Below are 22,180 nucleotides of genomic sequence, written 5' to 3'. Positions count from 1 at the left end.
CAGATGACAGGCGGTGACCATGACCAGCTATTCCATTCCCGGCTTTACCGTGACCGATCACCGCATCCCCGTGCCGCTGGACTGGGCGCAGCCGGAGGGCGAGCGGATCACCGTTTTCGCGCGGGAGATCGCCGCGCCGGGGCAAGGGCGCGACCTGCCGGTGCTGCTGTTCCTGCAGGGCGGGCCGGGGGGCAGATCGCCGCGCCCGAATGGCGGGCCGGGGTGGTTGTCGGTCGCGCTGAAACGCTTTCGCGTGCTGCTGCTGGACCAGCGCGGCACGGGGTTGTCATCGCCGGTTCAGGCGCGGCGGATGCAGGCGATGGACGCCGGGGACGGCGGGCGCTATCTGTCGCATTTTCTGGCCGACAGCATCATCCGCGACGCCGAACATATCCGCCAGACCCTGTTCGACGGCCGGAAATGGTTCACCCTTGGTCAAAGCTATGGCGGTTTCCTGACCCTGACCTATCTGTCGCACGCGCCCCAAGGTCTGGCGGGCTGCTATGTCACCGGCGGGCTGCCCGGCATCCATGCCGATGCGGCGCAGGTCTATCGCCAGACCTATCCGCGCGTGGCGTCCAAGAACGCGCAATATTTCCGCCGCTATCCGCAGGACCGCGCGCTGCTGGACCGGCTGGACGACCATCTGGACGCCCATGACATCCGCCTGCCCGACGGCGACCGGCTGCACAGCCGCCGGCTTCAGCATCTGGGCATGGGGCTGGGCATGTCCGAAGGGTTCGAGGCGCTGCATTGGCTGCTGGAGGATGCCTTTTGCGCCGATGACCGGCTGTCGGACGGCTTTCTTGCCGCCGTGGCCGATGCCACATCCTACCACCAGCGCCCGCTCTATGCCGCGATTCACGAGGCGATCTATGGCCGGACCGGCGCGGCGACCGATTGGGCAGCGGAACGGCTGCTGTCGGAATTCCCGGCTTTTGCCGCCGCTGCCCGGCCGCTGCTGTTCACCGGGGAAATGATCTATCCGTGGATGTTTCAGGACATGGCGGCCCTGCGCCCCTTTGCGCCCGCCGCCGATGCGCTGGCGCGGATGCCCGCGCGGGGTGGTTTCTATGACGCGGCGCGGCTGGCCGCGAATGAGGTGCCGGTGACGGCGGCGGTCTATAGCGACGACATGTATGTCGATATGGACCTGTCGCTGGAAACCGCGCGCCATCTGGGCAATGCGCGGCTGTGGATCACCAGCGAATACGAACATAACGGGCTGCGCGCCGCGAGCCGGGTTCTGGAACGGCTGCTGGCGATGGGTGACGGGCTGGAAGGCTTCAACTTTTCCTGACCCGGCCGTCGTCGCGGAAATCGGCCAGCCCCAGTTGCTCGACGGCCTTTTGCACCGCATGGCAGAACAGCCGCGCGATGGGCGAGGGTTCTTCGTCCGCCCGCATCATCAGCCCCACCGGCCCCGAACTGCCGCTGCAATCTATCGGCAGGGTGACGAATTCGCCGCTTTCCAGTTCCGGCGCGATGGTGCCGCGTGAAATCACCCAGATCACATCCGAGCTTCGCGTCATATTGCGGCCGAAGGCGCCCGAGATGGTTTCGATCCGCAAATCCAGATCGGCGCCGCTGGACAGGACCATGCGGTCGACCTGTTCGCGGATCGCCGCGCCCTTGGGGGGATAGATCAGCGGATAACCCTCGATCTCGCGCAGGGTCGAACTGTGGCACGCCGGATGGCCCGCGCGGACGACAAAGGCCGCATCCTCCAGGTAAAGCTGGGTAAAGCTGACCCCGTCCATCTGGGCGGGCGTGCCAAGCCTGCCGATCAGCACCTCGATATCGCCGCCCCGCAAACGGTCGGCCAGATAGCTGTGGGGGCCGTCCTCGATCTGCAGCAGCGTGCCCGGCGACAGGCTGGAAAACACGCGTGAAACCTCTGGCATCAGGCGGGCGGCGGCGCTTGGCAGCGCGCCGGTGATCAGGCGTTCGCGTTCGCCCTGCCGCATCTGGTCCAGGCTGTCGATGCCCAGCTTCAGCGCGCGCAGGCTGAGTTCGGCGAATTGCACGAAGGTTTCGCCCTCGGGCGTCAGGGAAATGCCCGCACGACCCCGCATCAGCAGTTGCAGTTCAAGGATTTCCTCCAATTCGCGCAGGGTTTTGGAAATGGCGGGCTGGGTCAGGTGCAGCACCTCGGCCGCCCCCTTGAGACTGCCTTGCCGGGTGATTTCGATGAAGGATTCCAGATGTCTGAATTTGATGCGCCGATCCATGCAGATAACCGTATGGCGCAGAAATACCGGCGTAAAGCGGGTTTTTCTTGCCGGAATGGAATGTCATGCGCGCCCCCACCGCCCGCGCCGGTCCGGCACGTGCTCGGCACGATGCGGCGGGGGGCCTTATGGGTCAGGACCGGGGCGGGATCATCCGGCGGATGGCGCGCAGCGGGCGGGTGACGCGCCATGACAGGCTGCCGCGCGTCAGGGCGTCCAGCTGTTCCAGTTCCGCAATGCGCCGTTTCAGCGCATCATGTTCGGCGGAGTCGATCACCGGTGCTGCGGGTGTGGGCATTGCGGGTTCGGGCGCGACGGGGTTCGCCGCAGTGGTTCTGGCGGCGGTCAGGGCATCTTCGGTTTCGACCAGACGGCGGGTCAGCAGGCCCAGTTCGTGGCTGCGTGCCTCAAGGCGGCGGATCGCGGATGCGACATCGCCGCGTTGTTCGCGGGCCTCGGTCTGGGCCACGGACAGGCGCGATTCCAGATCATGGATGCGCCTGTCGGCCTGATCGGCCTGTTGGCGCAGCCGCGTCAGGGCGTCTTTTTCACGGGCCTCGGCTGCGGCCAACTGCTTTTGCGCGGCGGTCAGCTCTGCGGCGCTTTGCCGGGCGTCGGCGCGAATGTCGCCAATCGCCTGCAGCGTGCGCCGCACGTTACGGCCATCGCGGACCAGCCCGCCGAACAGCGTTTCCGCCCGGTCAAGCTCTGCCCGGATGCGGTCCAGCGTGGCGCGATCGGCAGGGTTTTCGCCCTGACCGGCCCAGCTTTCCATGATGCGGAACGTCTCTTGCAGCCAATCCGACACGCCATGCAGGATTGGCGCGTCCTGATCCTGTGCCTTGCTGTCGAAATGGCGCAGCCCGTCTTCCAGAAAATCCTCGACCGCAGCTTGCCCTTGCGGTAATGCGGCAGGCGCGGCTTGCGGTAATTACGCCAGTAGCGCGGATCGATTCCGTCGGGCACGATCCGGGCCGCGATGCCGGGCACGGCCTGCGGGGTCGCAGCCCAGACCTGATGGGCGGCATCGGCCAGCAGGCCGCGGGTCGCGTCATCGCCGGTCGTCCCGGCGGGAATGTCCAGAAACAGCGGCAGGTTGCGTTTGGCCAGACGCGCGGTCAGCGCAAGCGCCGCATCCGCCGACAGGGCACCATCCTGCACGATCACCCCGTCCAGACCGGCCAGCCGGGGCGTATCGGTGTCCAGCGACAGCAGTTCGATCCAGGCATTCGCGGCATCGGTGGTCAGCGGGCCGAACAGGCGCACAAAGGCCGCCGCGTCGGGATGCCCGTTCGTCCGCGCGGCGATCATGCCGATGCGCAGCCGCCCTGCGGCCACCATCGCCTGCGCGGCGCCGCTGGCCACCGGCGTTTCCGTCGACAGATAGGCGCGCACCCAATCGACAAGCTGCCGGGCGCGGGCGTCGAAACTATGGTGACGCAGCACCTTTTGCGCGGCCGCCCGCCGCTCGGCCGGGGACAGGGCGGGCAGCCCGCCCGACACCCGCGCATTGAAATCCTGCTGGTCGCGGACCATCAGCACCGCATCCCCGAACAGCCCCCGGATCGAGGGCAGTTCGTCCGACACCAGCCGCCCGCCGCAGCCCAGCACGTCAAAGACCCGGTTCGACACAAAGCCGAAATCGCGCATCGAGGGCCAATGGTCGTTCAGCACAAAGGCCGCCGTGGCATAAAGGCCCGACAGCCGGGTGTTGGGCACGTTCTGGCTGCGGATCATGGCGGCGGGAATATAGTCTTCCCAATGCTGGCCGTGGATATCGACGGGCAGGCCCGGCTCGACCGACCAGCGCACGATGTCGCGATAGGTCTTGCGCGAATTGCCGACAAAGACGCCCGGACCAGCCGGCGCGGGCGGGCGCGGATCAAAGCCGAAGCGGCTGCGGTCGGTGCATTGCAGCATGGTTTCGACCGGGCGGCCCAGAATCTGCGACAGCAGCGCCGCCCAGGATGACGAGGCGACGAAAATCCCGTGATAGGCGGCATATTCGTCATAGCCGATCTGGTCGGGATGCGAGATGTTCCACATCAGGCTGAGCTGGCCGGGCCGGGGCCGGTCGCCCGCCAGCCCGCGCAGCACCACCGCGACGTTGTCATGGGTCGAAGGCTTGCTGCTCCTTCTTCGGGGCGCAGCGACATCAGCGCGTCGACAAAGCGCCGCGCTGATGTCGGCATCGAAACGGTCCAGCTTGCGCCGGATCGGCCCCTGCGGCCGTTCGGCCAGAATGGCCAGAACCTCGTCCCGCGCCTGCTGGGGATCCAGCTTCAGCCGCCGCCGGTCGATCACCGAGGCGATGATCGCCGGATCTTCGCCGGGGCGGGCGGCATCCGAGGCGAAATGGCGCCGGTTGCCCTTGCGGCCCCGGCTTTCATAATGGGTCAGCGCCTCTAACCCTTTTTCGGGAATGTCCGGATTATGATGCAGATAAGGCGCGCTGCTGAAATCCGGGCCGGGGTCGCGGCCAAGCAACCGGCCAAAGCGCAGATAATGCCGGGCGGACGACAGGCCCGAAACGGCGACATCCGGATAGCTCCGGATATACCAATCCGCGTCAAAGAATGGACTGGTCTGGATCAGCTTCAGAATATCGTCTTGCCGTCATGCGGTCGGTCGCGAAAACCGCGACAGGGGAAATCAATCTACGAAATTCGCGTCTCTTTTGTGCGATGGCGCCTGACTATCCGGGGTGCGCGGCGGGCGCCACGCGGAAAGAACATTCGATAGGATAGCATGCTGCCCGATCCCATTCCGCAGGAGATCGCTTTTTTGTCGTTATGGCGCTGAAAAGACGCAGCTTCAACCCAAGGATGAGCGAACTGTCGCCTGCTGTGTCCGTTGTTTGTTATCCTGTTACTCCAATGCCTTGGGTGATATTCCCCCGGTGTCTGCTGGATTGGGCAGGATGGCGGGTTTGAGGATCGGCATGGATTCGCTGCTGCATCCGGAACGGCTGTCTGAATTCAGAGCGATAAGTGAACTCATTGGTATTGAGATGGTTTGTGATCCGTCCGTGTTGCTTGGGCAGGTCATCAGGCAGGCAGGGCACACTATAGATGCGTATCGCCACTCATTTGATGAAATTGCGCAGATCATATGCAGTTTGACTCTGTGGCGGACAGAGGGATTGGCGTCCAAAATTCCCGTAATGGTTGTTTTTATTATATGAATACACGATTAAGGATAGGCAGTTTTATGCCAATTGTCTTGCACCCGACTTGTCTGCGACAATCATCGCCGGGGTATGGCGCACTGGCGCTGTTGTTGAAACGCTGCATGAGTGTGTTGTTTTATGGCCGGTTTTCGCAATTCGATATTGACTTGTTTTGCCGCTTGGCGCCTTACCCGGGCATTGCACCGAAGGAGAGAACCGGACCGTTTAATTCGTCAGCCCTGATCTGTTATGAGTGATTTGTATTGACGTAAAGTAAGGCTATTGCAGTCGCCGTTTCCAAAGGAGTTGTTTCCGATGTCCAGAGTTCTGCCGATCACCCGGGGACGAAAATTCGCCCAAGTGCTTGAAGGCGCGCGAAAAGTGTTTCTGCGTGACGGTTTCGAAGGCGCCAGTGTCGATGATATCGCGCGCGAGGCGGCTGTTTCCAAGGCGACGCTTTACAGCTATTTTCCCGACAAGCGGCTGATGTTCATCGAAGTCTTTCGGGCGGAACTGACCCGTGAAACCGCCGATGCCAGCGCGCTGATCGACGTGGACCTGCCGATCGAACAGGTGCTGCCGTTCATCGTGCAGATGATCTCTGCCTATATGGTGTCGGAATTCGGCGTGCGGGTTTTCCGTGTCAGCGTCGGTGAATCCGAACGTTTTCCGTCGCTTGCCCGCGAATATTACGAAGCGGGTCCGGGACAGTTGCGGTCGCAGCTGATCCGCTATTTCCAGCGTTGTGTCGAACGCGGCGAACTGGCGGTGAATGATTTCGAACTGGCGGCGGATCAGTTGATCGAACTGTCCAGCACCTCGATCCACGACCGCGCGGTGTTTCTGGGACCCGACTCGATAGACAAGGAACTGCTGCGCCGGATCAATCGCGGGGCCGTGCGGATGTTTCTGGCCTGCTACGGCGTCGCGGGCGCAAGTGCGGCGGCCGGTTCGGGCGCAGGTTCGACGCGTGCCGTGGCGGAATAGCGCCGGCATTGATTATCGCGAAATTTCGACGAGATCACTCTGAAAACACCGGAAATTCATTTGGTTGCCGTGGGGAAACAAGCGAATTTGTGCGCAGCTTCCCCATGCAGCCCGCTTCTCAAGCCCCGGCCGGATGTGTAAGCTGGCCCGATCACACGTCCGAGCCGGAAAGCCCGAGAATGAACAAAGCCCTGACCGCGCTTCTTGCAATTCTGCCGCTGGCGGCCTGCATGGCCCCGCAGTCCTACGACCAGCCCTTCGACCCGTCCTATAACCAGCCCGTGCCGATGGCCGACCCCGTCGCACCCGCCCCGGGCGTGGCGCCTGTCGCGGGGATCAGCGGGCTGCAGTCGCGCGAACCCGACGCCTGCCACGCCGGGGATTACCGCCATGTGATCGGCCAGCCCGGTTCGGTCATTCCGACGCTTGGCATCACCCGCAGCTATAATGTCGTCGAATATCGCGGCATCAGATCGCAGGAATACGATTCGCTGCGCATCGTTTTCCGTCTGGATCAGGCGGGCAACATCACCAATATCGACTGTGGTTGAGGTTCAGGATGACACGATTTCTGCGTTATGCCCCGCTGCTTGCGTTGATGGCCTGCGTGCCGGAGGAGCAGACCCCACCGGCCGAGCCGCCCGTGGATGAATGTGCGGCCAGCCAGTATCAGGGGCTGGTCGGTCAGCCCGCTTCGGTTCTGGACAAGATGAACTTTCCCATCGGCACCCGGATCATCCAGCCGGGCAGCGCGGTGACGATGGATTATCGCCCCAACCGCCTGAACGTCGAGATTTCGACGAACCAGCGGATTGAAAGATTTCCTGCTACTGATCCGCGTCACGGGTTGCGCATTCGCGCCACACCGGACCGCATTCGCGCCAGAGGGGGCGGCCGTGGCCGCCCTTTCCTGTTGATTGCCGTGGGATCGGCTGTCACCATTCCGTCATGTCGAACCCGCAGGTAACCCAGATGCCCGATCCCGACCGCGTCGTCTTTGACCGGGGTGAACTGGGCATCATCCTGACCGTCTATGGCCGGATGGTCGCCGCGGGTGAGTGGCGCGATTACGCCATGTCCTTTCTGCGCGATGTCGCCGTCTTCTCGGTCTTTCGCCGGGCGACCGAACATCCGCTGTATCGCATCGAAAAGCGGCCCCGGCTGCGGGCGGCGCAGGGCGCCTATGCGGTGATCGGCATGGATGGGCGCGTGCTGAAACGCGGCCATGACCTGCGCGCCGTTCTGCGCGTGCTGGAACGCAAGCTGATCCGCCCGATTGATTGACTACTGCGGCTTGACCTTGGCCGCCGTGCCTTTGGAAAAGGATTCCAGCCGCCCCCGTGCCGCGTCCTGCGTGTTGACGACGCCAGCCACGACCGCCTCGGCATAGGCGGCATCCAGCGCGGACATGTTCTGAATATGCGAAATCGCCGAACAGATCGCGAAATTCGTCAGGGGCGGGTTCTGGGCGGCCATGCGGGCCAGCGCATAGGCTTATGCCTCGGAATCGGGGGTGCGATACTGGGCCAGACCGACGGTCACGGCTTCGGCCTCGCGGTAGATGCGGCCGGTCAGCATCATGTCGATCATCCGCGCCTTGCCGATCAGACCGGCCACGCGGATCGTCGCGCCGCCGCCGGTGAACAGGCCGCGCTGGCCTTCGGGCAGGGCGAAATAGGTGGTGTGATCCATGATGCGGACATGGGCGGCCGAGGCGAGCTCCAGCCCGCAGCCCACCACCGCGCCCTTCAGCGCGGCAAAGATCGGGACGCCACCATATTCCATCTTGTTGAACGCCTCGTGCCAGCGCAGGCACAGATGCATGAAATCCTCGGGGCGGCGGTCCTGATGGAAATGTTCGACCAGATCCAGCCCGGCGCAGAAATGTTCGCCCATCGCCCGCAGGACGACGGCGCGGATACCGGCGCGGGGGAAGGCGGAAAACAGGGCAATCAGTTCCTCGACGGTGGCGGCGTTCAGGGCGTTGCGTTTCGCCGCGCGGTTCAGCGTGACCGTCGCGATGCCGTCATCATCGACCCGCAGGGCCAGATGTTCCAGCGGGATTGAATCAAGATCGACCATCGTCATCTTCCTTGCATCAGCCAGTGGATGACCAGCGGGACGGTAAGGATGCTGGCCGCCGTCGAAATCAGGATCGCGCTGGAGACGCGCTGAACCGCGATACCGAAATGCTGCGCGAGGATATAGACATTTCCGGCCACGGGCAGGGCAGCGGCGCAGATCATCACCCCGGCGGCAAAGGGTTCGACCGCAAAGACCGCCAGCGCGGCGATGCCGACGGCCGTGGGGTGCAGGATCAGCTTGCACAGGCTCAGCCAGATCGCGGGGCCGGGACGCTCGGCCCGGTGCAGGGCTAGGCTGGCGCCGATGGCGAACAGCGCGCCGGGCGTCGCGGCCGCGCCCAGCAGGGTCAGGTAATCGTCCAGCGGCCCCCACATCGGGATGCCCGCGCCGGACCACGCCAGCCCCAGAACCATCGACACGATCATCGGATTGGCCGCGACCCCCCGGATCAGCGGCCAGACCATGGCCATGGACAGCCGCCCCTGCCGCGCGCCGGTGACGATCAGGGTGAACAGCGTCGAAAACAGGATCATGTCCACGGTCAGCACCATCAGCACCGGCCCGATGGCACGCTCGCCCAGCAAGACGACCAGCATCGGTACGCCCAGAAAGCCGGTGTTGCCGGTCATGGCGACATGGGCCTCCATCGCGCAATCGGTCAGGGGCAGCTTGCGGCTGCGCGCGACGATCAGGGCCAGGACCCACACCGCCAGAGAGCCGGTGACATAGGCCAGCAAGAATCGCGGATCGAAAAGCTGGTCCAGTCGCAGCGTCCCGGCAAAGCGGAACAGCATCGCCGACAGCGCGAAATAGAACACGAATTTCGTCAGCCAGGCGGTCGCCTCTGCGTTGAAGAAACGCCATTTCCCGGCCAGCCATCCGGTCGCGATCAGGGCAAAGAATGGCAGCGTTTTCAGAAAGATATCAATCATCTGGCAGGGGTGTTCTGTCCGGTCCGCGGCGCACACGATAGGCCCGGCTGTTGCCGTCGCCCGCGCCCGCGCCCAGCCATTCATGGCCGGATTGATGGCAGAAATGCGGCACGTCGATTTCGGCGGCGGGGTCGGTGGCGATCAGCGTGACCTCGGCCCCCGGCTCCAGCCCGTTCAGCACCTTGCGCAGGCGCAGCACCGGCAGCGGGCACAGCAGGCCGCGCGCGTCGATGGTGGTCATGCGGCGGCGTCGTGCAGCGCGGCAAGGCACCAGTCAGAGACGGTGCCATGCCCCACCGGCTGCGCAATATCGCCGGCAAAGTCGCGGAACTGGTCCAGATATTCCGGCGGCACGCAGGTCAGGACCGGAACGCCCCGCGCCAGAGCCTCGGCGATCAGGTCGCGGAACCCCTTGCCGATGGCTTCCTGCTTGGCGAATTTGTTCAGGATCACCAGATCGGCGCCCTGATCCAGCACCTTTTCGACCCGCGCCACGGCCAGTTCCAGCGCGCCCGCATCCAGACGGCAGCCTGTCGAACCAGAGCCAAGCGCCTGCGTGATGCGCACGGCGGGTCCGTCATCGCCCAGGATGCGGATATCCATGTCGCAGGTGCAGCCCGCGCCGGTGTCGGTGTTGATCTGCACCGCGCCCGCCAGCCTGACCCCGCGCCCGGCCAGCATCGCCGCCAGATCCTGCAGCAGCAGATCCGCCGCGCCGGGGGTCTCGGTCGTTGAAATATAGCCAAGCATGTCGGGCCTCATGTGATGACCTGCCCAGAATATCGTTCAGCCGGGCAAAGGCAACCTGCGCAATTGATCGGGCGACGCCGCCAGCGGCCCGTAAAAGATCAGCGCGGGATGGGTGCTTGGCCCTTCGGCGACCAGCATCGCGGCCAGATCGGCGATGGTCGAACGCACCATGCGCTGTTCGGGATGGCCCACCGCCTCGGCCAGCAGGGCAGGGGTCTGGGGCGACATGCCATGCGCGACCAGCCGGGCCGAGAGTTCGGCGAAATTCTTTTGCCCCATGAACACGACGGTCGTGGCATCGGGATCGGCGATCGCGTCGAAATTCAGGTGATCGGGCAGCCCGCCCGTCACATCGGCGCCGGTGATGAACTGCATCCGTCGCGCGGTCTGCCGCCGGGTCAGCGGTATCCCCGCCGCCGCCGCCGCCGCCAGCGCCGAGGGCACGCCGGGCACGATTTCAAACGCGATATCATCGTGAACCAGCGCGGTGATTTCCTCCTCCAGTCGCCCGAAAATACCGGAATCGCCTGATTTCAGCCGCACGACGCGACGCCCCGCCCGCGCATGTTCGACCAGCAGCGCATTGACGCTTTCCTGCTTGGCCGAAGGCCGGCGCGCGCGTTTTCCGACGCTGATCAGCTGCGCGCCATCGCTGGCCAGATCCAGGATCGGACCGGCGGCCAGCGCGTCATACAGGACCACCTCGGCCGCCTGCAGGCGCTTGACCGCGCGCATGGTCAAAAGCTCGGGGTCGCCCGGACCGGATGAGACGAAGGAAACGAAACCAGTGGCTTTGGCAGGGTTGTTCATGGGCTCACCCGTGGCGCGAAACCGCCTGCAATGCAAGCCCCGGATGATGCGCGGACCCGTCCTTTTCAGCGACTTGTCGTCACCCGTGGCATTTGCGATAGAGGGTTGCATCCAAGAGGGATCCCGACATGTTCCGCGCCCGTCATCTTCTGGGGATCGAACCGCTCGCCCCGGCCGAAATCACCACGGTTCTGGATCTGGCCGACAGCTATGTCGACCTGAACCGCCGCACGATCAAACGGTCGGATGCGCTGGAAGGCATGACCCAGATCAACCTGTTCTTTGAAAACTCGACCCGCACGCAATCCAGTTTCGAACTGGCCGGAAAGCGGCTTGGGGCCGATGTGATGAACATGGCAGTGGCGCAGTCCAGCGTGAAAAAGGGCGAAACCCTGATCGACACGGCGCTGACCCTGAACGCCATGCACCCCGATCTGCTGGTCGTGCGCCACAACCAGTCCGGCGCGGTCAACCTGCTGGCGGAAAAGGTGAATTGCGCCGTCCTGAACGCGGGCGACGGGCGGCATGAACATCCGACGCAGGCGCTGCTGGACGCGCTGACCATCCGCCGCGCCAAGGGGCGGCTGCACCGCCTGACCATCGCGATCTGCGGCGATATCGCCCATAGCCGGGTCGCGCGCTCGAACCTGATCCTGCTGGGCAAGATGGAAAACCGCATCCGTCTGGTCGGCCCCGCGACCCTGATGCCCGCAGGGGTCGCCGAATTCGGCTGCGAGGTCCATGAGGACATGCGCGCGGGGCTGCAGGACGCCGATGTCGTCATGATGCTGCGTCTGCAAAGGGAACGGATGGACGGCGGTTTCATCCCGTCCGAGCGCGAATATTACCACCGTTGGGGGCTGGATGCCGAAAAGCTGGCGCTGGCAAAACCCGACGCCATCGTCATGCACCCCGGCCCGATGAACCGGGGCGTCGAAATCGACGGCACCATCGCCGATGACATCAACCATTCGGTGATCCGCGATCAGGTCGAAATGGGCGTGGCCGTCCGCATGGCCGCAATGGACCTGCTGGCCCGCAATCTGCGCGCCGAACGCGGCGCCCAGCTTTCCCGCGCGGTCGAGGTCTGATGTGGCGGATTATGGCTTGAACCCGGCGCAGTCCCTGTCGGGGATGCTGCACAAGGGCGAAAGGATCGTCTGGCAGGGACGACCTTCGGTGCGGGTGCATCTGCGCCCCTATGACCTGCTGATGATCCTGTTTGGCCTGTTCTTTGCCGGTTTCGCGCTGTTCTGGATCATCGTCGCGCGCGCTCAGGGCGGCAGCTTCTGGCAGTTCGGCCTGATCCATTTCATCGTCGGTATCGCGCTCATTGCCACGCCTCTGATCTGGCAGCCCTTTGTGCGGGCGCGCAGCTCTTATGTCCTGACCGACCGGCGCGCGTTCATCGTCAGCGAACTGCCGCTGTTTGGCCGGAAAACCGACATCTATCCGCTGCGGAATATGACCGAACTGTCACTGAAAGACGGCACTCCCGGCACCATCTGGTTCGCCAGCCGCCACAGCTGGAGCAACACCCGCCCCATCCGTCGCATCGGCTTTGAATTCATCCCTGACGCCGCGCGGGTCTTTGGCCTGATCAATCGCGCGCAAGAGGAACACCCATGATCCTGCATGTCCAGAACGCCCGTCTGATCGACCCCGAGGGCCTGACCGATGGCATCGGCAGCCTGACCATCCGCGACGGCCTGATCGAGGCGGTGGGCGCCGCCGCCCCCGAAGGGGCCGAAATCATCGACGCCGCTGGCAAATGCACGGCCCCCGGCATCGTCGATTGGGGCGTGAAAATCGGCGAGCCGGGCGAACGGCACAAGGAAAGCTTCCGCTCGGCCGGTCTGGCTGCGGCGGCGGGTGGCGTCACCACCATCATCGCCCGCCCCGACACCCTGCCGCCACTGGACGACCCCGAGGCGCTGGAATTCGTGGCCCGCCGCGCCGCCGATGCGCCCGTCCATATCCGCCACATGGCCGCCCTGACCAAAGGCCGTCAGGGCCGTGAAATGGTCGAGATGGGCTTTTTGCAGGACGCGGGCGCCGTTGCCTTTTCCGATGGCGTGCGCCCGGTCACCGACACGCGGCTGTTGTCGCGCTGCATGACCTATGCGCGCGGGCTGGATGCGCTGATTGTCGGCCACCCGCAGGATGCCGGGCTGTCGGCGGGGGCGGTCGCGACCTCGGGCAAGTTCGCCTCGCTTTACGGGCTGCCTGCGGTGTCGCCCATGGCCGAGGTGATGGGGCTGGACCGCGATCTGGGGCTGGTCCGGATGACGCGGGCGCGCTGGCACGCCGACCAGATCACCGTGGCCGCCAGCCTGCCCGCGCTGCGCCGCGCCAAGGACGAAGGTCTGGATATCACTGCGGGCACCTCGATCCACCACCTGACGCTGAACGAATTCGACCTGGGCGATTACCGCACCTTCTTCCGCTTTACCCCACCGCTGCGTTCCGAAGACGACCGCGTTGCCATGATCGAGGCGGTGGCCGAAGGCGTGATCGACGTGATCGCCAGCTTCCACACCCCGCAGGACGAGGAATCGAAACGCCTGCCCTTCGCCGAGGCTGCCCCCGGCGCGGTCGGCCTGCAGACCCTGCTGCCCGCCGCGATGCGCCTGTTCCATCAGGGCGGGCTGACCCTGCCGCAACTGTGGCGGGCCATGTCGCTGAACCCGGCCCGGCGGCTTGGACTTGATGCGGGACGGCTGGCGCCGGGCGCCTCCGCCGATCTGGTCCTTTTCGATCCCGAGGCGCCCTTTGTCATGGACCGCTTCAAACTGCTGTCGAAATCCAAGAACACCCCCTTTGACGGTGCGCTGATGCAGGGCCGGGTGATCGGAACCTGGGTCCGGGGCAAGCGCGTCTTTGCCGGAGAGAAATGATGAATCTGCTGCTCTGGACGGTCGTCGGCTACCTGCTGGGCTCAATCCCCTTCGGATTGGTCATCACCCGCCTGCTGGGGCTGGGTGACCTGCGCCAGATCGGATCGGGGAATATCGGCGCGACGAATGTGCTGCGCACGGGAAACAAGGGCGCGGCCTTGGCAACGCTGCTGCTCGATTCCGGCAAGGGCGCGGCGGCGGTGCTGCTGGCCCGCAGCTTTGCCGGTGACGACGCGGCACTGCTGGCGGGTGCTGCGGCCTTTCTCGGCCATGTCTTCCCGATCTGGCTGGGGTTCAAGGGCGGCAAGGGCGTCGCAACATTCCTTGGCACACTGATCGCCCTTGATTTCAGATTGGGGCTGGCGGCCTGCGTCATCTGGCTGATCGCAGCAGCCCTGAGCCGCATCTCATCGCTCTCCGCGCTGATCGCCGCAGGCCTTTCCCCGGTGATCGGCTGGCTGCTCGACGGCCCGAAAATCGCCGCCGTTTCGATTTTCATGGCCGCGCTGATCTTTATCCGGCATCGGACCAATATCTCGCGGCTGATGGCTGGAACAGAACCCCGAATTGGCCGCAAAGGCTGATTTCTTCATCACCGAAATACCCCGGGGGACGCCTTTCCGACCCCATCGAGGGGCCGGAAAGGCGCGGGGGCAGAGCCCCCCGGGCAATTGGCGATGTGGTCGCGTGATTAGCGAGTGGGGACGGGTGTTTCGCCCGAATAATCGTAAAAGCCACGTCCGGTCTTGCGGCCCAGCCAACCGGCTTCGACATATTTGGTCAAAAGCGGGCAGGGGCGGTATTTCGTGTCGGCCAGACCCTCATGCAGCACGTTCATGATGGCCAGGCAGGTGTCCAGCCCAATGAAATCGGCCAACTCCAGCGGCCCCATCGGATGGTTCGCGCCAAGCTTCATGGCCGAGTCGATCGACATGACCGAGCCGACGCCTTCATAAAGCGTATAAACCGCCTCGTTGATCATCGGCATCAGAATGCGGTTGACGATGAAGGCCGGGAAGTCTTCGGCGCTGGCGGATGTCTTGCCAATCTTCTCGACGACATCGACCAGCGTAAGGTAGGTCGGTTCGTCCGTGGCAATGCCGCGGATCAGTTCGACCAGTTGCATGACCGGAACCGGGTTCATGAAGTGAAAGCCCATGAACTTTTCAGGTCGATCCGTGCGGCTTGCCAGACGGGTGATCGAGATCGACGAGGTGTTCGAGGTCAGGATCGTTTCAGGCTTCAGATGCGGAACCAGATCTTCAAAGATCGCCTGTTTGATCGATCTGCGCTCGGCGGCGGCCTCGATGACCAGATCGGTCTGCCCGATATCTGCCAGTTGCAAGGTGGTCTTGATGCGCTGCAAGGCGCTGTCCTTGTCAGCCTGACTGATCTTGTCGCGGCTGACCTGACGATCCAGATTGCGTGCGATCAGCACCAATGCCTTGTCGAGAGAATCCTGCGAGATGTCATTGAGGACGACATCATAGCCAGCCAGCGCAAAGACATGCGCGATGCCGTTGCCCATCTGACCCGCACCGATTACGCCCACCGATTGAATTGTCATCGTCTCATCCTTTCGTCGGTCGCGGGGACGATAGGCACAAGAGGGGGTGCTCTTCAATGGGAATTCGTTTGGTGCGGGTTGTTGGCTTTATTGTGTCAACTCTTTGATGATGAATAACAAAACCATGACAATGCGCGGTTATGGGGGCTCTGCCCCCCGCCCCTGCGACCCCTCGATGGGGTTGTAATGTGTCAAAACCTTTGAGCTACGGTGTCAAAAGGTCTGCGCCTGTTTTTCGTGGGAACAAATGGGAATAGCCGATTACAGATGATTGCCGGTGCCATGGGCTGATTGGCTGGTGGATGCGGAAGCCGGGTTGGACTCGAACCAACATCAATCCGCCGCTTGCGCGGCGCATCCCCTTGCCCATCGGGGTTACACGGCTTCCGACCTGAAGGATGCAGCCTGATGACGCGCAAAGTCAACAACGGGAAGCGTCGTTGAACTCGACTTCAATCATGATTCACGTCCTCTTTCTGGCGCGGCGTTCCGCGTCGGTCCGCAGCCTTTCGCGGTTCTCGGCCTCGCGGCGCAGGTAGGTGCGGACCGCCACACCCGACACCCGCAGTTTGCGGGCGATTTGGGCGATGGGCAGGTCCTGCGGGTGGCAATTGGCGGCGCGCCATGGCTTTGCCAGGGGAATGCGGCGGGGCAATGTGGCGAGGTTTGCCAGCGCCTCGACGGATCTGCGCCCGAACATCTGCGACCGGCTCGTTTGTGTCGCGAGGGTTCTTGCCGATGGAAAGCTCGGCACCACCGAAGGCGAGGATGAGGCGAATCGCGCCCCCACGCCCGAGGACCTGGACGAAAGGCGCGACCTGCGCGGTTGGGCGCGGTGCAGGCGGGCGGTTGTGTTGGCTCACGTTTCGCCCCGCTGCATTCGCTGCCACCAGCGATGAATTGCGCTGAGGGCGGTCGGGCGGGAAATGCGCGGCCACCTCGATCTCGATCCCGGCGAATGCCATACGCGCAAGCCGTGCCTCGACGAAGGCGCGCAATTCCGGGTCGAGCGCGATCTTTCCGGGTCGGCCGGGACGATGCGCCGCCACATGCTGCAACAGGGTTTCATCAGGGCGTTGAACCGGCGTTTCGCGTCATGTCCGTTCTTTTGTGGTGGGTCTGCGCGCCGGTCGCGGCTCCCCGGACGGCCGGCGCGCAGGGTTTCGACGGCGCATCAGGCACACCGCCGAAGGCACGGCCCGATCCGGTCAGTCCCGAAGCGCGCGGGGTTTCAGGCCGAGTTGCGCGCAGATCGCGATTTCCTCGGCCGCGCCGCCCGCGTGGTTGCCGCGCGCAAGGTCCGGCGGGGCGGCCGATGTGGTCGCAGGCCTGAACAGATGCGCGAATGGCGGGATCGCCTTTTCGATGAACAGATCGAAACTGTCGGGTTCGGACATGCAGAGCGCCCTGGCCCAGCCCCGCATGGCGGGCGAGAGCCAGCCCCGCGCGAAAGCATCATCGACCCGCGCCCTGACATTCTGTTCACGCAAGACGGCCTGCGCCTCGTTGCGTTCGGTCAGGACCGCTTGCAGGGGCTCGGCCGGGACGAAGCGGGCCGGGTCCGGTTTGCCCGCCGCATGGCGCGCGGGACGGTCACGCTGGCCGAACTCGCGCGCAATGTGGTCGAGTTCGGCCAGCTGCGCGACCGCGCCTGTCGCCCCGTCACCCGGCCTCGCTCTGCCGCGCAGCAGGTCGAGAATATCGGCCTCGCTGGCATCGGGCGACAGCCCCAGCGCCTCGGCCACGACCTGGGCGGCAATCGTCGGCTTGTCGCCCTCACCTTCCTCGGCCAGCGCAGTCAGATGCAGCGCAGGCGAATGCACCAGGCCCGCGCCCTTGATCATCGTCACCTTGCCTCCGGCCATGAGGTATCTGATCGCCGGGCTGAGATAGCGATATTCCCGGTTCGCAATCATGTCGCGGGCGCGGGCGGTCCATTCGACCCGGCCCCAGATACCGTTCGCCTGGCGCATCAGCTCCTTGATCCAGCCAGCCGCCGGAACCGGGCCATTCAGCCGGGCCTCGGGCCGGTCGTTCTGATGCTCATAGTCAATCGGCAGATCGAGCGACCGTGCGCCGAAAGCCCATCGGGGTCCGAATTGTCGAACACCCGCCCGTCGCGCGCCACGAAGCGCCCGAGTGGCAGGAGATGCACCCATTCGGGAGCCTGACCTTCGGCGGTCAGCGCCAGATCAGTGGCGAAGTCGATGCGATCGCTCATGCCAGCGCCCTCGTCAGAGCTTCATCCATGCGAACCCAGACGCCAATGCCATCGACATCCTCGACCACACCAGCGGACGCGCGGCTGGCACTGTCATCAGTTTTGGCAACGGTGCAATCATCGACGATGAAGCAGAGCTTGCCGATATTGGCGATGGTGATGAGATCGGTCGCGGCGGAGTTTTCAAAGCGGAAGTCCCCCTTGCGCCAGTCCACACCGATGGCACTGGCCGCGCCGCCGCGATTGTCGGCGGCAATGTTGGCGCGACCGGCACCAATCGCCCCGGTCGCGGTGGCGCCCGGCGTAAGATAGCCGTCGGCAGTGCGCATCAACAGCGCCCCGGCGAAGATGCGAACATTCGCGGCGACAAGGCCGGCCCGCAGATCGCCCACACGTTCCGGGGCATTTCGATCAGAAGTCAAGGCAACCATGGTCTTTCCTTTCCCGGATCATGCGGCGACATAGGGCGTAACGATCAGCTCGGCCGTGCCCTTCCACGGGTTGGACCCGCCGCCATCCTTGATTTCGGTGTTCAGCAGGTGCAGCCTCGCGCTTTCCAGCTGGGGCGGAACGATCAGGACGCTGGGGCTGACGCCCAGCAAGCGCCCGCCATCGCTCTTGAAGCCCATCATTGCCGCCCGCGCGGCAGCATAGTTCTCTTCGTTGAGCGGAGCTTTCGCGCCAAAGCCAGGTTGCCACAGACCGAACCCGGCATTCACACGCGCCCGAACGCCATAGAGATATTCGTCGTTCAAAAACACATGGGGCGAATTCGAGTCGTCAAGCGACTGGAACTCATAATCCTCGCGCTTCTGAAAGATAATCGGGCGAACGGCGCGGCTGGTATCCAGCAGGAACCATGCCGGGTCAGTGCCAGCCTGAAAATTGCTGGTCGCCTGCCGCTTCCCGTCGATTTCGACAGGGTGATTACCCGAAAAGAAGCTGGTGCCGTCGAAACACGGGGTATCGAATCCGGCTTTCAGCAGACCAAAAATCAACTCGTCGGGGTGCCGTTTGGCCGAAACACCCATTTCGGAAACAAACGGTTTGAACACGCCCAACCGATCATCCGAAACATCATCGCGCTTGACGGAAACGGTGCTTTCGAATTTGCGGTTGGTGATGGTGAAGCCGTGCGCCTTGAGGCTGTTCACCTGCCGCTGCCCGATCCATTCGCGCAATTGCGGGAACATGCCGAGCCAGCCATAGGTTTCATCCCGGCTGGCACTGGGAATCGTCATGGCGATTTTCTCGCCATGCGACGGGGCATCAAGCCAGGCTTCGGAATAGACGGTCTTGAATCCCTTGAAAGCAAGGGCGAGGGTTTCGGAATTGACGAGGCGTTGTTGCAGAACTCTCTTCCCTGAGGGGTTCCCATCGTGAATCCAGTGGGCTACGCCCCTGGGATGAGTAAGCCTGAGCGCAGCCGCTACCGCAGGACGAACTGGACATCCTACAAGGATGCCTTGAGGCGTCGGGGGTCGTTGCTGATCTGGCTGGACAAGGACATGGTGTGGCTGGCGCCCAGGGCTGGTCGTAATGGTCGGCCGCCGGTGTTCTCTGATGCCGCGATCCAGTTCTGCCTGATGGTGAAGGTCCTGTTCGGGCTTCCGCTTCGGCAAACAGCTGGGATGGTGGCGAGCATCCTGTCGATGGCCGGGCTCGACTGGCCGGTTCCGGATTTTTCGACCCTGAGCCGCAGGCAGAGGAGCATCGAAGTGCAGATATCGAGCCGCCGTGCACCGGGGCCGCTGAACCTGCTGGTGGACAGCACAGGGATCAGGTTCCTCGGCGATGGGGAATGGCTGGCGCGCAAGCATGGCACCCGCCGCCGACGCCAGTATCGCAAGGTCCATCTGGCGATGGGCACTGTCACCGGTGACATCCGGGCGGTGGAGTTCACCTCCAGCGACAAGGGCGATAGCCCCATTCTGCCTCACCTGCTCGATCAGATCCCACCTGATGAGCAGATTGGCACCGTGACCGGCGACGGCGCCTTCGACACAAGACGCTGCCACACTGCGATCCTCGAGCGCGGTGGCACGGCGGTCATACCCATATGCAAGAACGGACGACGATGGCGGCAGGACTGCCCTGCCGCAAAAGCCCGCAACGAGATCCTCCGGGCAACCCAACGCCCGGGCAGGGCCATATGGAGGCGCTGGTCGGTTTATCACGCCCGAATCAGGATCGAAGCCAGGATGCGGTGTCTCAAGGCATTCGGTGAACGCATCGCATCCAGAGCCCCGGACCGCCAGACCGCCGAGATCCATATCCGCGTCGCTCTGATGAACCGATCCAATGCCCTCGGCTCCGCCGAGATCGAACGCGTGGCATGAAGCAAACGGGGAAAGGGGCACCTGCGCTAACACCCTGACTGCTGCAACAACGCCCACCCCATCGCTTACCTTGAGCGCGGTGTGACCAGAGAAGACCTAGAGCTTTGGAAGCAAAGCCGCACGGAACGGCTGGTCGAAATCACGCAGGATAAAGCCTCAAGAATCCTTTCGTCTTGAGGTGTGCGCAAAACCACGCGCACCTTATCCGATAACCCATTGATTTTTTGTTGCCAGAATTCCGAAAATTCCGCAAAAATGGCGACTTTCGTGCCGAAAGGCTCAAGCCTTTTGGCACTCGCCTCTGTAACCTATTGATTTCACACGCCCGAAAAATCGCCGAGTCTCAAACCTTTTGACACCCGTCAGGGGTCCCCCGGGGTATTTCTGTGATGAAGAAAGTTCCCCGGGGGTGGGGTCAGAGTTTTTCGGTCAGTTCGGGGACGGTGGTGAAGAGGTCGCCGACCAGGCCGTAATCCGCGATCTGGAAGATCGGGGCTTCTTCGTCCTTGTTGATCGCGACGATGACCTTGCTGTCCTTCATCCCGGCAAGGTGTTGAATCGCACCGGAAATCCCGACCGCGACATAGAGGTCCGGCGCTACGACCTTGCCGGTCTGGCCGACCTGCCAGTCGTTCGGCGCATAGCCCGAATCGACCGCAGCCCGCGACGCGCCCACCGCCGCGCCGAGCTTGTCGGCCAGCGCCTCGATCACCGCGAAGCTGTCTTTCGACCCCACCCCGCGACCGCCGGAAACCACGCGTTTCGCCGAGGTCAGTTCCGGGCGGTCGCTGACCGCGACCTCGTCGGCGACCCAGTTCGACAGCCCCGGATCGGCGATGGTCGCGGCGGGTCTCGACCGCCGCCGCGCCGCCGTCGCCCGCCGCGTCGAAGCTGGCGGTGCGGATCGTGAAGACCTTGGTCGCATCCGCCGATTTCACCGTCTGGATCGCGTTTCCGGCATAGATCGGGCGTTCGAACGTATCCGCGTCGATCACCGCCGAGACGTCCGAGATCACCATCGCATCCAAGAGCGCGGCGACGCGGGGCAGGATGTTTTTCGCATCCGTCGTCGCCGGCGCCGCGATATGGCTGTAGCCCGGCGCCAGCGCCACGATCAGCGCGGCGGTCGGTTCAGCCAGGCGATGGCCGTAGATCGCATCCTCGGCGACCAGAACTTTTGCGACACCGGCGATCTTGGCCGCTTCCGCCGCCGCAGCCCTGGCCGAGGCCCCCGCACAGAGCACGGTCACATCGCCCAAGGCGCCGACCGCGCCGACCGCCTTGGCGGTGGCATCGCGGTTCAGCTCGCCATTCGTCACTTCTCCAAGCAGCAGAACAGCCATCAGATCACCCCCGCTTCTTTCAGTTTGCCGACCAGTTCGTCCACCGAACCCACCTTGATCCCCGCGCTGCGGCCCGCCGGTTCGCGGGTCGAGACCACCGTCAGGCGCGGCGAAACGTCGATGCCGAAATCCGCCGCGGTCTTTTCGTCCAGCGGTTTTTCTTTGCCTTCATGATGTTGGGCAGGCTGGCATAGCGCGGTTCGTTCAGGCGCAGGTCGGCGGTGACGATGGCGGGCAGCGCCACCTCGATGGTTTGCAGGCCGCCGTCGACCTCGCGGGTGACTTTCGCCTTGTCGCCGTCGATGTCCAGTTTGGATGCAAAGGTCGCCTGACCCCAACCGAGCAGCGCCGCCAGCATCTGGCCGGTCGCGTTCATGTCATTGTCGATGGCCTGCTTGCCCGCGATGACCAGCCGGGGCTGTTCCTGATCGACCACGGCCTGCAGGATCTTTGCGACAGCGAGCGGTTCGATATCGGTTTGCACGTCATCGGTGGCAGTGACCAGAATGGCCCGGTCCGCGCCCATGGCCAGCGCCGTGCGCAGGGTCTCGGCCGCCTGTTTGACGCCGATCGAGACCACGACGACCTCATCGGCCTTGCCGGCTTCCTTCAGCCGGATCGCCTCTTCCACGGCAATCTCGTCGAAAGGGTTCATCGACATCTTGACGTTCGCAAGATCGACACCCGAACCGTCAGCCTTCACACGCGCCTTCACGTTGTAGTCGATCACCCGTTTCACCGGGACAAGAACCTTCATCGGTTCAACCTCCTATTCTATTGCGTCATCTGTTGGTGGAATTTGTTAGCTGGCCGATCTGGGCTTGCACAGGGCAAAAGCGAACAGTCGAG

The 22,180-nt window shown here is 63.9% G+C and carries 24 protein-coding genes, 1 tRNA gene and 3 pseudogenes; 11 read left to right on the top strand and 17 right to left on the bottom strand.

The features are described 5' to 3' along the window. Positions 1-19 precede the first annotated feature (19 nt). Complete coding sequence (locus PE067_RS18885; protein ID WP_276191238.1) at positions 20-1,300, top strand: alpha/beta fold hydrolase; 1,281 nt, start codon at positions 20-22, stop codon at positions 1,298-1,300. Here PE067_RS18885 and pcaQ read toward each other — a convergent pair. From pcaQ to PE067_RS18870, 3 genes are all read right to left on the bottom strand, one after another. Then, complete coding sequence (gene pcaQ / locus PE067_RS18880; RefSeq protein ID WP_276191237.1) at positions 1,287-2,231, bottom strand: pca operon transcription factor PcaQ; 945 nt, start codon at positions 2,229-2,231, stop codon at positions 1,287-1,289. The two genes, PE067_RS18885 and pcaQ, sit on opposite strands and share 14 nt — an antisense overlap. Before the next feature lie 133 nt (positions 2,232-2,364). Further along, positions 2,365-2,886 carry a hypothetical protein gene (locus tag PE067_RS18875; RefSeq protein WP_276191236.1) on the bottom strand — a complete coding sequence of 174 codons (522 nt, stop codon included), beginning with the start codon at positions 2,884-2,886 and terminating at the stop codon, positions 2,365-2,367. After that, the gene (locus PE067_RS18870; RefSeq protein ID WP_276191235.1) at positions 2,820-4,718 is read right to left on the bottom strand and encodes a glycosyltransferase; all 1,899 of its coding nucleotides are present in this window, start codon (positions 4,716-4,718) and stop codon (positions 2,820-2,822) included. The genes PE067_RS18875 and PE067_RS18870 overlap by 67 nt, the downstream gene beginning before the upstream one ends. A gap of 454 nt (positions 4,719-5,172) precedes the next feature. Between PE067_RS18870 and PE067_RS18865 the strand changes: the two genes are divergently transcribed. The 5 genes from PE067_RS18865 to PE067_RS18845 all read left to right on the top strand — a co-directional run bounded on the left by PE067_RS18865 (position 5,173) and on the right by PE067_RS18845 (position 7,671). Then, positions 5,173-5,415 (top strand): hypothetical protein, encoded by a 243-nt coding sequence (locus PE067_RS18865; protein ID WP_276191234.1) that lies wholly within the window; start codon positions 5,173-5,175, stop codon positions 5,413-5,415. Positions 5,416-5,715: 300 nt separating this feature from the next. Then, positions 5,716-6,387, top strand: coding sequence for a TetR/AcrR family transcriptional regulator (locus PE067_RS18860; RefSeq protein ID WP_276191232.1), 672 nt, complete (start codon positions 5,716-5,718; stop codon positions 6,385-6,387). Positions 6,388-6,566: 179 nt separating this feature from the next. Then, complete coding sequence (locus PE067_RS18855) at positions 6,567-6,938, top strand: hypothetical protein (protein ID WP_276191231.1); 372 nt, start codon at positions 6,567-6,569, stop codon at positions 6,936-6,938. An 8-nt stretch (positions 6,939-6,946) separates the two neighbouring features. Beyond that, positions 6,947-7,354 carry an I78 family peptidase inhibitor gene (locus PE067_RS18850; RefSeq protein WP_276191230.1) on the top strand — a complete coding sequence of 136 codons (408 nt, stop codon included), beginning with the start codon at positions 6,947-6,949 and terminating at the stop codon, positions 7,352-7,354. A gap of 5 nt (positions 7,355-7,359) precedes the next feature. Beyond that, positions 7,360-7,671, top strand: a complete 312-nt coding sequence (locus tag PE067_RS18845) for a DUF2794 domain-containing protein (protein ID WP_276191228.1) — start codon at positions 7,360-7,362, stop codon at positions 7,669-7,671. On the opposite strand, the pseudogene PE067_RS18840 reads toward PE067_RS18845, so the two are convergent. The 5 genes and pseudogenes from PE067_RS18840 to cobA all read right to left on the bottom strand — a co-directional run bounded on the left by PE067_RS18840 (position 7,672) and on the right by cobA (position 10,964). Next, positions 7,672-8,469, bottom strand: a pseudogene (locus tag PE067_RS18840) (crotonase/enoyl-CoA hydratase family protein). A 2-nt stretch (positions 8,470-8,471) separates the two neighbouring features. After that, on the bottom strand, positions 8,472-9,404 hold the full coding sequence (locus tag PE067_RS18835) for an AEC family transporter (RefSeq protein ID WP_276191226.1): 933 nt from the start codon (positions 9,402-9,404) through the stop codon (positions 8,472-8,474). Further along, positions 9,397-9,645, bottom strand: coding sequence for a sulfurtransferase TusA family protein (locus tag PE067_RS18830; protein WP_276191225.1), 249 nt, complete (start codon positions 9,643-9,645; stop codon positions 9,397-9,399). Before PE067_RS18830 ends, PE067_RS18835 begins: the two co-directional genes overlap by 8 nt. Further along, the gene (locus tag PE067_RS18825) at positions 9,642-10,166 is read right to left on the bottom strand and encodes a DUF2478 domain-containing protein (RefSeq protein WP_276191223.1); all 525 of its coding nucleotides are present in this window, start codon (positions 10,164-10,166) and stop codon (positions 9,642-9,644) included. The genes PE067_RS18830 and PE067_RS18825 overlap by 4 nt, the downstream gene beginning before the upstream one ends. Before the next feature lie 24 nt (positions 10,167-10,190). Then, the gene (gene cobA, locus PE067_RS18820) at positions 10,191-10,964 is read right to left on the bottom strand and encodes a uroporphyrinogen-III C-methyltransferase (RefSeq protein WP_276191222.1); all 774 of its coding nucleotides are present in this window, start codon (positions 10,962-10,964) and stop codon (positions 10,191-10,193) included. 128 nt (positions 10,965-11,092) lie between these two features. Here cobA and PE067_RS18815 point away from each other — a divergent pair, with 128 nt between their 5' ends. From PE067_RS18815 to plsY, 4 genes are read left to right on the top strand one after another with little or no spacing between them, the layout of a single operon-like run. Beyond that, on the top strand, positions 11,093-12,055 hold the full coding sequence (locus tag PE067_RS18815) for an aspartate carbamoyltransferase catalytic subunit (RefSeq protein WP_276191220.1): 963 nt from the start codon (positions 11,093-11,095) through the stop codon (positions 12,053-12,055). Positions 12,056-12,071: 16 nt separating this feature from the next. Next, positions 12,072-12,593 carry an aspartate carbamoyltransferase catalytic subunit gene (locus tag PE067_RS18810; protein WP_276191219.1) on the top strand — a complete coding sequence of 174 codons (522 nt, stop codon included), beginning with the start codon at positions 12,072-12,074 and terminating at the stop codon, positions 12,591-12,593. Further along, entirely contained in the window at positions 12,590-13,861 is a 1,272-nt protein-coding gene (gene pyrC, locus PE067_RS18805; RefSeq protein ID WP_276191218.1) for a dihydroorotase, read from the top strand. Before PE067_RS18810 ends, pyrC begins: the two co-directional genes overlap by 4 nt. Further along, complete coding sequence (gene plsY, locus PE067_RS18800; protein WP_276191217.1) at positions 13,861-14,445, top strand: glycerol-3-phosphate 1-O-acyltransferase PlsY; 585 nt, start codon at positions 13,861-13,863, stop codon at positions 14,443-14,445. Before pyrC ends, plsY begins: the two co-directional genes overlap by 1 nt. Before the next feature lie 107 nt (positions 14,446-14,552). Here plsY and PE067_RS18795 read toward each other — a convergent pair whose 3' ends face one another. The 7 genes from PE067_RS18795 to PE067_RS18765 all read right to left on the bottom strand — a co-directional run bounded on the left by PE067_RS18795 (position 14,553) and on the right by PE067_RS18765 (position 19,112). Then, positions 14,553-15,428, bottom strand: coding sequence for a 3-hydroxybutyryl-CoA dehydrogenase (locus PE067_RS18795; RefSeq protein WP_276191216.1), 876 nt, complete (start codon positions 15,426-15,428; stop codon positions 14,553-14,555). A gap of 306 nt (positions 15,429-15,734) precedes the next feature. Beyond that, positions 15,735-15,815: transfer RNA gene (locus PE067_RS18790), tRNA-Ala, on the bottom strand. A 76-nt stretch (positions 15,816-15,891) separates the two neighbouring features. Continuing rightward, on the bottom strand, positions 15,892-16,128 hold the full coding sequence (locus PE067_RS18785) for a hypothetical protein (protein ID WP_276191215.1): 237 nt from the start codon (positions 16,126-16,128) through the stop codon (positions 15,892-15,894). 508 nt (positions 16,129-16,636) lie between these two features. Next, positions 16,637-17,482 (bottom strand): phage protease, encoded by an 846-nt coding sequence (locus PE067_RS18780; RefSeq protein ID WP_276191602.1) that lies wholly within the window; start codon positions 17,480-17,482, stop codon positions 16,637-16,639. After that, entirely contained in the window at positions 17,440-17,649 is a 210-nt protein-coding gene (locus PE067_RS18775) for a hypothetical protein (RefSeq protein WP_276191611.1), read from the bottom strand. The genes PE067_RS18780 and PE067_RS18775 overlap by 43 nt, the downstream gene beginning before the upstream one ends. Beyond that, on the bottom strand, positions 17,646-18,041 hold the full coding sequence (locus tag PE067_RS18770; protein WP_276191214.1) for a hypothetical protein: 396 nt from the start codon (positions 18,039-18,041) through the stop codon (positions 17,646-17,648). Before PE067_RS18770 ends, PE067_RS18775 begins: the two co-directional genes overlap by 4 nt. A 57-nt stretch (positions 18,042-18,098) precedes the next feature. Continuing rightward, complete coding sequence (locus tag PE067_RS18765) at positions 18,099-19,112, bottom strand: Mu-like prophage major head subunit gpT family protein (protein WP_276191601.1); 1,014 nt, start codon at positions 19,110-19,112, stop codon at positions 18,099-18,101. Between PE067_RS18765 and PE067_RS18760 the strand changes: the two genes are divergently transcribed. Continuing rightward, positions 19,056-19,988, top strand: coding sequence for an IS5 family transposase (locus PE067_RS18760; RefSeq protein ID WP_276191213.1), 933 nt, complete (start codon positions 19,056-19,058; stop codon positions 19,986-19,988). The two genes, PE067_RS18765 and PE067_RS18760, sit on opposite strands and share 57 nt — an antisense overlap. A 415-nt stretch (positions 19,989-20,403) precedes the next feature. Here PE067_RS18760 and PE067_RS18755 read toward each other — a convergent pair. Together PE067_RS18755 and PE067_RS18750 are read right to left on the bottom strand one after the other, a co-directional pair. Continuing rightward, a pseudogene (locus tag PE067_RS18755) lies at positions 20,404-21,331 on the bottom strand (electron transfer flavoprotein subunit alpha/FixB family protein). Next, a pseudogene (locus tag PE067_RS18750) lies at positions 21,331-22,088 on the bottom strand (electron transfer flavoprotein subunit beta/FixA family protein). Before PE067_RS18750 ends, PE067_RS18755 begins: the two co-directional pseudogenes overlap by 1 nt. Between the last annotated feature and the right edge of the window lie 92 nt (positions 22,089-22,180).

Origin of the sequence: Paracoccus sp. DMF-8 (assembly GCF_029309835.1) — a bacterium.
Classification (GTDB): domain Bacteria; phylum Pseudomonadota; class Alphaproteobacteria; order Rhodobacterales; family Rhodobacteraceae; genus Paracoccus.
This window is presented reverse-complemented; position numbering and strand designations above follow the sequence as displayed.

What these genes read in the sequence shown, in the direction of transcription:
- PE067_RS18885 (WP_276191238.1), top strand. Translation starts at nt 20, where the DNA reads ATGACCAGCTATTCCATTCCCGGCTTTACCGTGACCGATCACCGCATC.
- pcaQ (WP_276191237.1), bottom strand. Translation starts at nt 2,231, where the DNA reads ATGGATCGGCGCATCAAATTCAGACATCTGGAATCCTTCATCGAAATC.
- PE067_RS18865 (WP_276191234.1), top strand. Translation starts at nt 5,173, where the DNA reads ATGGATTCGCTGCTGCATCCGGAACGGCTGTCTGAATTCAGAGCGATA.
- PE067_RS18860 (WP_276191232.1), top strand. Translation starts at nt 5,716, where the DNA reads ATGTCCAGAGTTCTGCCGATCACCCGGGGACGAAAATTCGCCCAAGTG.
- PE067_RS18855 (WP_276191231.1), top strand. Translation starts at nt 6,567, where the DNA reads ATGAACAAAGCCCTGACCGCGCTTCTTGCAATTCTGCCGCTGGCGGCC.
- PE067_RS18850 (WP_276191230.1), top strand. Translation starts at nt 6,947, where the DNA reads ATGACACGATTTCTGCGTTATGCCCCGCTGCTTGCGTTGATGGCCTGC.
- PE067_RS18845 (WP_276191228.1), top strand. Translation starts at nt 7,360, where the DNA reads ATGCCCGATCCCGACCGCGTCGTCTTTGACCGGGGTGAACTGGGCATC.
- PE067_RS18835 (WP_276191226.1), bottom strand. Translation starts at nt 9,404, where the DNA reads ATGATTGATATCTTTCTGAAAACGCTGCCATTCTTTGCCCTGATCGCG.
- PE067_RS18830 (WP_276191225.1), bottom strand. Translation starts at nt 9,645, where the DNA reads ATGACCACCATCGACGCGCGCGGCCTGCTGTGCCCGCTGCCGGTGCTG.
- PE067_RS18825 (WP_276191223.1), bottom strand. Translation starts at nt 10,166, where the DNA reads ATGAGGCCCGACATGCTTGGCTATATTTCAACGACCGAGACCCCCGGC.
- cobA (WP_276191222.1), bottom strand. Translation starts at nt 10,964, where the DNA reads ATGAACAACCCTGCCAAAGCCACTGGTTTCGTTTCCTTCGTCTCATCC.
- PE067_RS18815 (WP_276191220.1), top strand. Translation starts at nt 11,093, where the DNA reads ATGTTCCGCGCCCGTCATCTTCTGGGGATCGAACCGCTCGCCCCGGCC.
- pyrC (WP_276191218.1), top strand. Translation starts at nt 12,590, where the DNA reads ATGATCCTGCATGTCCAGAACGCCCGTCTGATCGACCCCGAGGGCCTG.
- plsY (WP_276191217.1), top strand. Translation starts at nt 13,861, where the DNA reads ATGAATCTGCTGCTCTGGACGGTCGTCGGCTACCTGCTGGGCTCAATC.
- PE067_RS18795 (WP_276191216.1), bottom strand. Translation starts at nt 15,428, where the DNA reads ATGACAATTCAATCGGTGGGCGTAATCGGTGCGGGTCAGATGGGCAAC.
- PE067_RS18785 (WP_276191215.1), bottom strand. Translation starts at nt 16,128, where the DNA reads ATGTTCGGGCGCAGATCCGTCGAGGCGCTGGCAAACCTCGCCACATTG.
- PE067_RS18775 (WP_276191611.1), bottom strand. Translation starts at nt 17,649, where the DNA reads ATGAGCGATCGCATCGACTTCGCCACTGATCTGGCGCTGACCGCCGAA.
- PE067_RS18760 (WP_276191213.1), top strand. Translation starts at nt 19,056, where the DNA reads ATGAGTAAGCCTGAGCGCAGCCGCTACCGCAGGACGAACTGGACATCC.